The following is a 12,852-nucleotide window of genomic DNA, read 5'->3' on the forward strand; positions in this document are numbered from 1 at the left end:
ACTCAGCACTCTTTCCCCCCATCCCCCCATCCCCCCACCCTCCTAAGTGTCGTACCAAATCTGACGATAAATCAACTCCAACTCGCCTCCTACTTCGGAAAAATAGTCCATTTGGCGGGCTTGGAGGGTAACTAGGGTGCGGTAGATTAATAGGGCCATAATGGCGACGACCATTCCGGCGGCGGTGGTTAAGAGGGCTTCGCCGATCCCGGCGGCGGCTCTAGTGGCTTCGGCGCTGGTTCCGCCTTCGCCGATGTTAAGGTTGGCAAAGGTATTAATTAACCCGGTGACAGTTCCCAATAGACCGAGTAGGGGGGCGACTGCGATCGCAGTTTCTAAGAACTTATCGCCTTTTCGCATTTGCACGAATTCGCGATCGCCTGCGGTTTCCATTGCTAGCCGGAAGGTTTCGGGGGTGGGCTTTTTCAACAGCAGCGGGGCCAACAGAAAGCGACCGATGGGTAAATCTGCGACTTGTTGGGCGATCGCGCCAGCTTCGGGTAAGCTATGGCGGGCTGCTTCTAGCACATCATGGACGATGCGGTCTTCCTTGCTTAACAGTTGAAACCAAAACCACGCCCTTTCTAGGGCGCAGGCGATGGTCGCCACCGATAAGCCTAAAATCGGCCACATCACTGGCCCGCCACTGATAAACAAATCGTACATACGAGTCATCGATGGAGTCCCTTGAGTTTTTAGCGGAATAGTTTGAGGGTCAAGACATCAGAGGGAAGATAACCGTAAAATCGGCCACTAGGACGCTGTAAAAACCCAGCCTCTTGAAATCATCCAGCGTCAAAGTTAAATTGACATTAAAATCGGTACGCGAGTTTCTGCCTTACACGCAACAAAGGCGAACTCAGCGTTCGCCTCTACTCAAGTCTTGGAAGCTGCCGTTAGTAGTCGGTTTCTTCTTCGTATTCTGGTTTTCTCGCCTTCTGAGGGAAGTTTACTGGGGGGGCTTTATAGTCGGGTTCCTCATCTGCCCAAGCATCCCGTTCGAGGTCTTCGTACTCCTCCTCGTACTCCTCCTCATAGTCTTGGTAGGGTTCCGGTTGAGCGTATGCTTTCCCTCGGTATTGTTCGCGGGGGGCGGGTTCGCTCCAGTTATCTTCCTCATATTCGTCCCGATATTCGGGTTCGGCGCGGAGTTGGCGCATCGGTTCGGGTTGGGAGGGTTGCCAACTGTCTTCTTCCCAGGGGGTTTCTTCTACCACAGGGGGGGCGCTGCGGGTCACTTGAGGCGTTCTCAGGGGCGTCCCGGAAGGGAGTTGGTTTTCTGCCTTGACTGGGGGTGTATAGTATTCGTCTTCCATCTCCCGTTCCCACGGGGGCTTACCAATGCCCAGACTTTCTAAGACGCCGCGCGTCAGTTGGGTCATTTGTTCTTCTGCCCCTTCAAACACGATCAGGCGATCCGGGCCGCTGCTGACAATTTGTTCGATGGGGAGTTCGTAGGTGCTGAGAACTTGGTCGGGAATTTGTGGCAACCCGATTGAGGCGATAATTAAGGATGTCACCTTGTAGGAATGCGTATCCATGCGGAAGCTCTCACCCGACCGAGCATATCCCCGGTTTCGGTGATCACTTCGCTATTAATCAGGCTGCTGTAAGCTTCAACGTTAACGTCTTCGATGACGGTATCATCATCCACCAAAATTACATCGCCAATTTGACGGATACTGCTGAGATACATATATCGAGGAATTCCTGATAACAGCCCGGTAATCAGGTTTTCTCGCAAACTGAAGGCGACGACCTCTCGCCGATCGATATCGACCCACAGTTGACTCACAACACCGAGCCGCTTACCCGTGTCGCGGGTAATTACTTGGGTGCCCAAAAGGTCAGATCGTTGGCTGATTTGTTCAGATGTCATTAGGGGGCGAGTCCTGCTCTCGAATCGATGTTAACTATTAATACTAAATTATTAGACTTTTTTCCCGTCTTCCTAAAACGAGTCTAAAATCCTCATATTGTTTTCGATCATAAAACCTCCAGGCTAAACTGAAGTGGGCAAGCAAGGGGCAATATCCCACCCAGTAGAGTGCGGGTTTCTAACAAGCTAGGCACTTTGGGAGGGCAGTTTAATTCCCAAGACTTGGGTGTAAGCTCCCCGCGCCTGGGTGACGCCGATCGTGCGCTGAGAAGATTCAATCATCGGTCGTCTGAGACTGACGACGATAAATTGAGCTTGTTGGGCTTGTTGTTTGATCATTTTAGCTAATCGCTCTACGTTTGCTCCATCTAAGAACATATCTACCTATCGAAGGCGTAGAAGGGGGAGGGGCGATAGCGTTGCAGGGAGAAGATGAAGCTGAGGGCGGTGAGGGATTTTTCGCCCCCCGACATGGAGGCGAGGCGCTGTACGGGTTTACCTTTGGGGTGGGCGACGAGGTTTAAGCCGCCGCTAAAGGGATCTTCGGGATCGTCGAGTTGCAGGTAGCCGTCGCCGTCGGAGAGTTCGGCGAAGATGGTTTGGAAGTTGTGGTTAACGGCGTCGAAGGCTTCGCGGAAGGCTTTTTGACGGAGGGTGGTGAAGTTTTCGACGCGCAGTAGGAGTTCGGTGCGTTCGTTTTCGAGGATGCTGAGTTTTTCGCTGAGTTCTTGCAGGCGTTCGGAGGTGCGATCGTATTCTTCGATGGCGAGCATATTCACGGGTTCGAGGGCTTGCAGGCGTTTTTGCAAGCTGCGAATGTCTTTGTTGAGTTGTTCGAGATCGAGGGTTTCGGGAATTTCGGGGAGGGGTTCGGGAATTTCGACTTGGGCGGCTTGTACGTCGGTTTGCAGAGTTTCGAGTTCTTGGCGGCGGGTTTGTTGGGTTTCGCTGAGTTTTTGCCGTTCAAAGTCGAGTTGTTGCAGGTTGAGGTGGAGTTGGCGCAGGTGTTGTTCGGCGCGATCGCGAATTTGTTTTTCTTCTCCGAGTTTGGCTTCGAGTTGCACCAGTTGGGCTTGGGTTTCGGTAATTTCGGTGCTGAGGGTGGAGTGCTGAGTGCTGAGGGTGAAGTGCTGAGTGCTGAGGGCTGAGTGTTGAGTGCTGGTTTCTTCGAGGCGTTGTTGGAGTTGGGCGAGTTTTTCAATGGCGCGATCGCGTTTGTTCGCCAAGTCTTGTAAGTTTTGCTGGGCGGTTCTTAGGGCTTGTTCGCGTAGTTTTAGTTGTTCTTCTTGGCTGCGAATGCTGGCTTGTATTTGCTGCCATTCGCTGGAGGTTTGCGACTGTTCTAACTCTGCTAGGCTTTGGCGATATTGTGCTAACTGGCGTTCGAGTTGCGGGATCTCTTGGTTGAGGAGATGCAGGCGATCGAGGGTGACAATAGATTCTTGTTGCTGTTTGGTGAGGAGCGATCGCGCTTGTTCCTGACGCTCTAAGGTACTTTTAATCTCTTTTTGCAATTGCTCGCATAACAGTTGCTTTTCCCGATGGCTGCCGCGTCGTTCCATCAACTCGCTAGAGCGCTGTTTAACCGTCTCTGAGAGGCGATTAATTTCAACCTCGCAACGCGCCAAAATGCTCTCAATCTCGTCTAGGCGACCTTTGAGGGCAGTTTGCTGGGCGGTTTCGCTGCTGTCTCCTGTGCCGAAGTGCAGGCTAGCGCGTTGGTTGGTGCTTCCCCCTGTCATTGCGCCTGTGGCTTCGAGGAGTTCGCCTTCTAGGGTGACGATCCGACCTTTGCCGATATACAATCGGGCGGTATCCATGCTATTGAAAACGGCGGTACTGCCAAACACGTAGGCGAAGATATCCCGATAGCGCGGATCGTAGTCAATTAAATTTACTGCATAGTCAATAAACCCACTCGCCCAACGTAGGGTATCGAGTTCGAGATGTCCGGGTCTAATCTTATTTAAGGGTAAAAAGGTGGCGCGTCCGGCGCGTTTTTGTTTGAGGAGTTCAATTCCGGCGGCGGCGACTCCATCATCTTCGACGACGAGAAAGCCCAGTCTACCACCCGCAGCGGTTTCTAGGGCGAGTTGATAGCGGGGTTCGACTCTTCCCAGTTGGGCGACTAAGCCGCAAACGCCCGGTAAGGTTGATTGTAGGATAATTTTACTGGCAAAGGTGCCTTGGGCTTCCTGTTGGGCTTGGTTTTGGGCTTCGAGTTTGTCGAGTTGGCGTTGTTTTTCCCGTTGTTCTGTCAAAAGGCGGGTTTTGGTTTCCTGCTGGACTTGCAATTGCGATTCCAGGGAAGATAGAGTTTGTGCGATCGCGCTTATTTCTTCGGCTAAACTGCGAACTTCGCTTTCGAGTTCCACCGCTTGGGTCTGTTTTGCGGTAATCTCTGGATCGAGGGTGTGAATCGTTTCGTGCTGTTCTTGAATCAGGCGAGTGAGTTGGTTTTGACGTTCTTGGAGTTGCGCCTGTTCGGTACGTTGCGGTTCTAGGGTTTGCAGCAGGGTTTCAATGTTATGATTCAGTTCGGTTTGCTGTTGTACCCAGGCTTGAGATGCATCGGCGATCGCGCTAGCCGCTTCTCGTTTTTCTTCTAATTCTGCTTGGGCTTGAGTATAGCTGATTTCTAGGGTTGCACTATTTTGGGCTTCGTCGGCGTGTTGCTGCTGAAGTTCGGCTAAGGTTTGTTGGGTGGTTTGAATATTGCGTTCGGTTTGGGTTCTGGCGTTGCTAAGATCCTGTTGGCTGGTAACGATATCGCGCTGGCGTTGTTCGAGTTGGCGCAACTCGGCTTGCTGCGTCGCCAGGTGAGACTGTACCGCTAGGAGTTCTTCTTCCCCCAAGGCTTTGACGCGACGGTTGAGGGTTTCGAGTTCTGCGGTTTTTTCGGTAATTTGGGTTGAAAGTTGGGTATGCTGTTCGTTAAGGTCGGCAAGAGTGCGATCGCCGGCTTCAATGCGATCGCGCAGGTTCCAAAGTTGCTGTTGTAAACTCCGCCATTTTAAAACAACTTCCCACTGTTCCTTATCTTGCAGTTCGGCTCGCAGCTTCTTATATTTTTCCGCTTTTGTGCGGTCTTGGGCAAGGCGATCGCGCTGAGTTACCAGTTCTTTTTCAATAATGCGCGAACTTTCCTCTTTCTCCTTCACCGCATCCAGCTTTTCTTTAGCTAATTCTATTTTGCGGTCAAATTGCGCCACGCCTGCAAGTTCATCAATAATTTCCCGTCGCTGGCGCGGGTTCATAGAAATAATGCTGGTAACATCCCCCTGCAATACCACGTTATAGCCTTCGGGATAAATTCGCAGGCGGTTGAGGGCTTCGTGCAATTCCGTCAGCGTCGCCGGAACGCCGTTAATGTAGTAAGTTGAGGTATAAGTCCCCGAAGGCGTTACCCGCAGTCGGCGCGTTACGCTCCATTCTTGAGCATTGGCGAGGGAAAATGGATCGTCAGTCTCTTCGTCTTCTTCCTCGACATCGGGAATGCGATTCCGCCCTAGCGGATCGCTTTGCGAATCGCTTAAATCTAGAGTAACCGTTACGCTGGCCTCTTGGGTTGCTTTGCGATTCTCCGCTTTATTATGATTGACTAGATCGGGAAGTCGTTCTGCTCGCATTCCCTTAGAACTCGATAGCCCCAAACAAAATAGCAGGGCATCTAATATATTAGACTTCCCCGAACCGTTGGGCCCAGAAACGACTGTAAACCCTGGAAGTAGCGGGATAGAAGTCGTTCCCCCAAAAGACTTAAAGTTTGTGAGTTCCAGGCGCTTCACATGCACCATAGGCGCTTCGCTTGCTAAAAAGGATAAGTTAGAGGTGTTGGGTGCAACTGTTGTTGCAATCCTCAACAGATTAACACGATCTGTTATGGCTGTAGCCAGAAAAGATTATCCTGACGGGGTTTTCCTTGAACCCTTGGCTATATTGATTTTAAAGGTTGTTGCTAGGATTCGGGCTTATGGTCAGTTATCTCGATCGAAATCAAGCGTCTTCCTTCACTTTACCGCCTCTGGAAAATGGCGATCGCCTAACCCGCGCCGAGTTTGAAAAGCGCTACCACGCCATGACTCATACTAAAAAGGCGGAACTTATCGAAGGAGTGGTTTATATGCCTTCACCTTTACGTCATCAACGTCACGGAAGACCCCATAGTGCAATTATTACCTGGTTAGGGGTATATCGAGCCGCTACTCCTGGTGTAGATTTATCAGATAATGCTACAGTTCGCTTAGATTTTGATAATGAACCTCAACCCGATGCGCTGCTGAGAATTGATAGAGGCGGACAATCAATGATTAGCGAAGATGATTATATTGAAGGTGCGCCAGAATTGATTGCTGAAATTGCTGCGAGTACCGTTTCTTACGATTTGCATGAGAAACTTCGGGTCTATCGTCGCAATCAAGTTCAAGAATACCTGGTTTGGCGAACTTATGACCAACAGTTAGATTGGTTTCGCTTAAGTAATGAAGAGTATGTCCGCCTAGAACCCAATGCAGAGGGTGTAATTGGTTCTCAGGTGTTTCCGGGTTTATGGTTGGCTGTCTCTGCTTTGTTAGAAGATAACTTGGCGGAAGTTCTAGCTACTTTACAACGCGGCTTACAAACAACAGAACATCAAGCTTTTTTGGAACAGTTAAAAAGCCGACGCTTAGGTTAAGGTAATTCAATATTATAGGAATAAAACAACGATGATTGCTCAGACTGAAAATAAAATCTATACTCTTGAAGAATATCTAGAATTAGAGATTGCATCTGAACTTCGCAATGAGTATCGCAATGGAGAAATTATTCCGATGACTGGTGGAACGCCTAACCATAATGATATTTCGGGTAACTTGTATATTTTACTAAAAACTGCTCTAAAAGGGAAAAACTACCGGACGTTCCATGTGGATCAACGGCTTTGGATTCCTGCGACTAGCATCTATACTTATCCTGATGTTATGGTATCTGCCAAGCCGTTAGAATTTCAACCTGGGCGCAAAGATACGATTGTGAACCCTTGTTTTATTGCTGAAGTTTTATCGAAGTCTACTCAAAATTACGACCGCAGTGAAAAATTTGCTGCGTATCGGACTATTTCCACGTTTCAAGAATATCTTTTAATCGACCAATATCGGATTCATGTTGAACATTATGTAAAAACGGGAGCCAATCAATGGATTTTTTCAGAATACGACGACTCTAATATTACTTTATCTTTGAATGCGTTTGAATCTCAAGTAACTATTGCTGATATTTATGAAAATATTGATTTCACAAACTCATAATTAGAGAAAATTAGGCAAATAATCTTCGCTTAAAGCTTCTTCAGGAGTAAAGGGAGAATTGACCGAAAAAGTATCCAAAGATAAATCCGTTTCATCCGCAGCCAGTTCTCTTGCATCTTGATAGCTTTCCGCAAATATATCCAGATAGTAAGGTTTTAAACTTGGACTATCTTTAAGTAAGTCTATAATACGCTTTCTATGTTCGCGAATCGTGAAGCGCCAGCTATTTGTTTGTTTCTCTGCTTGATATTGCCATTTCAGTAAATGCATTAAAAGAATTCTTAAATTACTTTTCAAGGCTTGTTTTTCTTTCCTTGCCATTCCTTCAATTTCTTCGATTAAGCTATCTATATCAATTGCGGTAAAATCTCCCTGGTGTAAAAGCTGTGCTGTCACTGATAACCACAGGTAAAAATCTGTTTCATACAGGATTTTATGAGAATTAACAGATAATTGAGGATGCATAGTTAGGGAGGCAAATTTATAACTTTTTGAGTTCTGGCTAGCGGCGATTCGCGCTATGGGGAGGTTACACTACATTTAGGCGATCGCATTATGCCAACTCATTCTATCCAACGGGTATCTGTTATGACTCCCCAAACGGTAACTCAACTCCCTATCCCCCCTCATTTTCAACCCCAGAAGGTTCGTGAGGTTTGGCGGGTTCCATATCAAGAAAGGGCGAAAGAGGCGAAAATTTGGGCGCAACAACACCATATTTCACCCGCCAGCGAAGATACCACGCGAATCTGCTTATTGTTAATTGATGTTCAGAATACCTTTTGCATCCCAGAATTTGAGTTATTTGTAGGGGGACGTTCCGGGATTGGGGCTGTTGAAGACAATGCCCGATTATGCAAATTTATATACCACAATTTAGGCAAAATTACAAGTATTTGCCCAACAATGGACACCCATACAGCGATGCAAATCTTTCATCCGGTGTTCTGGGTGAATGAGGCTGGCGAACATCCCCAACCGCTAACGGTGATTACAGAAGCGGACGTGCAACAAGGGATATGGAAAGTGAATAGCGCGATCGCCTTTAGCATAGCAGGCGAGAAGAGATCCGAGCTAGAACAGCACGCCCACCATTATGTCCGCCGACTCAGCAACGGTGGGAAGTATCCCCTAATTATCTGGCCGTATCACTCCATGTTAGGCGGCATCGGTCACGCCCTGGTGCCTGCGGTGGAAGAAGCGCTATTTTTCCATAATATTGCACGCCATAGCCAAACCCGCTTTGAAGTTAAAGGTTCAAACCCGCTAACGGAAAACTATTCTGTTCTCAGTCCTGAAGTATTGGATAATGCTCAAGGAGATGCGATCGCCCACAAGAATACCAGCCTGATTGCAAAACTCCTAGAATACGATGCCGTAATTATTGCCGGACAAGCCAAAAGCCACTGCGTCGCCTGGACAATTGAAGACTTACTGACCGAAATTCAGGCTAAAGATCCGCAACTGGCTAACAAAGTCTACCTCTTAGAAGATTGTACCTCCCCGGTCGTTGTCCCCGATGTTGTAGACTTTACCGAACAGGCCGATACAGCCTTTCAACGCTTTGCAGACGCTGGAATGCAAATCGTACAATCCACCCAGCCCTTAGAGACTTGGCCCGGTCTGTTTGCCCGTTAAAATAAAATCAATACTCTTGAGATAGCCGCGATTATCCCTTGCTACGCCTTGGCTATCTCACCCCAGTTAACGAGATACAAGCCAGTTTAACGTCTACTTTCCCCTAATTGACTGACAATCAAGATAGGCGTGTAGGTTGGGTTGAGGTACGAAACCCAACAAAACCCTGGCTTCCAGCAGTTTCGTCAGTCATCTTGAAAGACTTCCAACGTCAGCCTTCCTCAACCCAGAATAGCCGCCGCATACCCCAGTCAAAATAGTCCAAAACTTCTCTACCATTCAGCATAGAGCGCTTTTGGCTGGCTTATGTATGATTAGATACTAATTTTTCTCAGTCTCAGAGTGTTACGTTTGAATGATAACTCAGTTATCTTAGTATTACAGAGATTATCGGAGGTTGCGTATCCCTTCGCAATCAAGACAGGTCGTTCCTCCGCAGTCGCCGCCTAAAAACCTCTATACGAGTACAAATCTATGTTAGAGCCTGGAACCATTATTCACCAACACTATAAGATTATTCAACGTCTTGGGGAGTCAAAGGGAAAAGGGGTGGAAACTTACCTTGCTAAAAATCTTAAACTATCTCCGCCCGATCGATGTGTAATTAAGCGATTGATTTTGCTCCACGGATATGAGCAACGAAAAACGGTACGACGCTTATTTTTAAAAGAAGTTGAGGTGCTTAAAAATTTAGGACAGCATCCCCAAATTCCTAAACTTATTGATTTTTTTGAAGAAAATCAGGATTCATTTTTAGTTCTTGAATATATTAAAGGACATGAATTAGTCCAAGAGCTATCACCCCAAAAAATCTGGCCAGAAGTTCAAGTCATGAAACTGCTTGATGAGGTTCTTCAGGTCTTGAGTTTTGTTCACGATAGTCAAATTATACATCGCGATATTAAACCTGAAAACTTAATTAGACAAAACCCTGAAAATTTGCTTTGTTTAATTGATTTTGGCTCTGTTAAAGAAGTGACAACGAGTATTACTAATGAACAAGGAGAGATTATTTCAACAGTACGTATCGGTACCTGGGGTTATATGCCAAAAGAGCAAGCCAGCGGTACCCCCTACTTTAGTAGCGATTTATATGCGGTGGGGATGATTGCAGTTCAAGCTTTAACGGGTTTGCATCCCCTAGATTTACATCCTCATCCCCAAAGTCTAGAAATAATGTGGCGAGAACGTGCTAAAGTTAGCGAAAAATTTGCTAATTTTATTGATAAAATGATTCGTTTCGATTTTCGTCATCGCTATCGATCTGCGCGGGAAGCATTGCAAGATTTATCGGCTTTGAACTAATTACAATCATAGTATCATAATGAAACGAAAAATACTTCAAGGGCGCTATCTATATCATATTTTTGAAGAAATCGGTTCGGGCGGAGCAAGTATTGTTTACAAAGCAAGTTATGAGGATAGAGATTCAAATACACAAATTTGTGCTGTCAAAAAGCTAAAAAATAATCCGGCTTGTAATCATAGCGAACCCTTGCCTCCCGAAGAAATAGAAAAACGCTTCAGGCTAGAGGTTAAAGCACTTAAAAAGCTAACTAAAAATCCACAAATACCTAATATAATCGACTATTTCAAAAAGCGCAATAATTTTTATATTGTTTTAGAATTTATTGAGGGAATTATTCTGAATGAAGACTTAATGCCAGAACAACCTTGGGATGAAATCAAGGCAATTCTTTTTCTAGAAGATACTTTAAAGACATTAAGCTGTATTCATCAATTTAACTTTATTCATCGAGACATTAATCCTAAGAATATTATTAAACGAAAAAAAGATAACAAAATGGTAGTTATTGATTTTGGGTATGTTTATGCAGTCGATAAACCTGACCAATGTTCGCTTCCAATACCCAGAGATACAGTAAGAATTCAAGCTTTTGGCTATACTCCTAGTGAAGTTGCTTTTGGTCAACCTCAAGTCAGTAGCGATATCTATTCTATTGGAACAATTGCTATTCAGGCTTTGACGGGCATGAAGATAGAACAGTTAATACAAGAACGAAAACAAAATAAAGATAAAAACGAATTAGTTTTACGTCGCTTATTGCCTAATCTTAATCTAGAAATTCTCCATATTTTAGATAAAATGGTTCGTTATGATTGTCGCTATCGCTATCAATCAGTAACAGAAGTTTTAGAAGAGATTTATGATACTGAAATTTATAGAAATTATGAAAATTCTCGGTATTTAGGTAAATACTTAATTCTTCAGCCTTTAAGCAGTACCGACAGTGCCGCTTATTGTACTACGTTACTTTGTACTCTTAAATCTAATCCAGATGGAGAAAGGTTTGTTGTTAAAGAAGTGACACCTGTTCTAGATAGCCTAGAACAAAGGCAACTGGCAAAAAATTTATTGAATCCTATTATTAATAAATTGCACGAGCTTAAAGATCGGGATATGTATCCTAAGTTTGTTGAATGCTTTGAATTTAATAAGAAGTTTTATTTTGTTCAAAAATTTGTATCAGGAACAACAGTTGGCGAGGAGCTTATACCGGGTACGCCTTGGAAAACAGAAAAAGTGTATAACTTGGTTAGAGAAACTTTGAAGATTCTGGAAAAACTTCATCAAGAAAATATAAAACATTTAGGAATCAACCCTTATAATTTAATTCGCAGAGTTAATGATAACAAACTGGTTTTAGTTGATTTTCCAGAAATTAATGCGATTAAACAAAAGTTGTCTGCCTCTCAAAACCCGTTAATTAGTGCTTCTGGTTCTATGGACTACATAGCACCCGAACAACGAATGGGCAATCCGTCTTTGAGTAGCGATGTTTATGCTGTGGGATTAATCGGCTTACAAGCTTTAACCGGCTTGAAGGCACGAGTTATCATTGGCTTAGAGAACGATGATAAAAAAGTGAATTCCGATCTGAGACATGAACTCGATCGAATGATTTGTTCCAGTTCAGACAACGAATATTGTTCTGCTAGCAAAGCTTTGGAACAAATTAATAATTTAGAGAAAACTTGGACGAAAGAGGCGTTTAGATATCTCTGTAAAAATGAGTTTGCAAAAGCCGTGGAAGCTTACGATAAAATTTTGGCTGAAATGCCTGATTTTTATCGGATTTGGTATAAGCGAGGTCATGCTTTTGAAAAATGGGGCGATCGCACTCGCGACGCAGCCGAAAAACAGGCGTATTACGAAGAGGCGATCGCATCTTTTCAAAAGACATTAGAAATTCAACCCAGTTACTTCAAAGCATTGCAAGGTTTAGCAAGGGTTTATTTTAAAATGAATGATTATCAGCAAGCGTTTCAATACTACGAAGCATCTGCAAAAATGAATCCAGATCCTTATAAAGATTGGTCTCGACAAGCTGAAGTTCTATTAAGTGCCAAGCGATATCCAGAAGCAGTTGAACTTTATGAAAAAACCTTGTCATTTTTAACCCATTCTTCGCCCCTTCTCAGGGAGTCCTCCATTTTGGGTTATGTTTATAGGTCTTGGTATGGGAAAGCAGAAGGCCTCTATGCATTAGGGCGCTATGAAGAGGCTAAGGAGTCTTACCATCAGGCGTGTTTGTTAAGACCGGGTTATCCAAAATACGAATGTGGCTATGCTAACGCGTTGTTTAAGCTGGGTGAATATTCTGAAGCAGAAAAGGCTTATTGTAATGCCTTAAAACGCGATCCTCGATATCCAGAAGCCTTTTATGGCTTAGGTCGAGTTATGGAAGAGTTTGGTGAATACCGAAAAGCGATTGATTATTCTAAAAAAGCTTGTGCCATTAAAGATCGAGAAAATGTCCCCTATTTAGAGGCTTGGCATCGACAAGGGGTAGTTTTAGAAAAAATGCGCTGTTCTACCCAAGCATTTGCAATTTATCGACAAATTCTAAAACTTCATCCCGACTACCAACCCGCCCTAGAAAGTTGTCAAAAAATGAGACAAAGACAACGCTTTAATGCTTTACCCAGGTGGGTGAGAGCAATTGTTAATCTGTTCCGAGGAGTCTTGAGACGCCAACCTCAGTAACAACTTTCTTTAACCCCAAATTTTGCAATATGGGGGAA

7 protein-coding genes and 2 pseudogenes are annotated in these 12,852 nt (G+C 45.0%); 5 read left to right on the forward strand and 4 right to left on the reverse strand.

What is annotated here, in order from left to right; genetic code table 11:
- Positions 1–42: 42 nt before the first annotated feature.
- From QQ055_RS06960 to smc, 3 genes and pseudogenes are all read right to left on the reverse strand, one after another.
- Positions 43–675, reverse strand: a complete 633-nt coding sequence (locus QQ055_RS06960) for a MotA/TolQ/ExbB proton channel family protein (RefSeq protein ID WP_286004416.1) — start codon at positions 673–675, stop codon at positions 43–45.
- Positions 676–896: 221 nt separating this feature from the next.
- Positions 897–1,879: pseudogene (locus QQ055_RS06965) on the reverse strand (PRC-barrel domain-containing protein).
- A gap of 186 nt (positions 1,880–2,065) precedes the next feature.
- Positions 2,066–5,676 (reverse strand): annotated as a pseudogene (gene smc / locus QQ055_RS06970) (chromosome segregation protein SMC).
- A gap of 176 nt (positions 5,677–5,852) precedes the next feature.
- On the opposite strand from smc, the gene QQ055_RS06975 reads away from it, so the two are divergent.
- A complete protein-coding gene (locus QQ055_RS06975) occupies positions 5,853–6,554 on the forward strand; it encodes a Uma2 family endonuclease (protein ID WP_286004417.1) in 702 nt (233 codons plus the stop codon).
- 31 nt (positions 6,555–6,585) lie between these two features.
- Entirely contained in the window at positions 6,586–7,167 is a 582-nt protein-coding gene (locus tag QQ055_RS06980) for a Uma2 family endonuclease (protein ID WP_286004418.1), read from the forward strand.
- Here QQ055_RS06980 and QQ055_RS06985 read toward each other — a convergent pair whose 3' ends face one another.
- Positions 7,168–7,632 (reverse strand): DUF29 domain-containing protein, encoded by a 465-nt coding sequence (locus QQ055_RS06985; protein WP_286004419.1) that lies wholly within the window; start codon positions 7,630–7,632, stop codon positions 7,168–7,170.
- Positions 7,633–7,755: 123 nt separating this feature from the next.
- Between QQ055_RS06985 and QQ055_RS06990 the strand changes: the two genes are divergently transcribed.
- The 3 genes from QQ055_RS06990 (at position 7,756) to QQ055_RS07000 (ending at position 12,814) form a co-directional block, all read left to right on the forward strand.
- A complete protein-coding gene (locus QQ055_RS06990; protein WP_286004453.1) occupies positions 7,756–8,805 on the forward strand; it encodes a cysteine hydrolase family protein in 1,050 nt (349 codons plus the stop codon).
- 474 nt (positions 8,806–9,279) lie between these two features.
- Positions 9,280–10,110 carry a serine/threonine-protein kinase gene (locus tag QQ055_RS06995; protein ID WP_286004420.1) on the forward strand — a complete coding sequence of 277 codons (831 nt, stop codon included), beginning with the start codon at positions 9,280–9,282 and terminating at the stop codon, positions 10,108–10,110.
- Between the two features lie 19 nt (positions 10,111–10,129).
- A complete protein-coding gene (locus tag QQ055_RS07000) occupies positions 10,130–12,814 on the forward strand; it encodes a protein kinase domain-containing protein (RefSeq protein ID WP_286004421.1) in 2,685 nt (894 codons plus the stop codon).
- The last annotated feature ends 38 nt before the right edge of the window (positions 12,815–12,852 follow it).

The organism is Geitlerinema calcuttense NRMC-F 0142 (genome assembly GCF_030285425.1).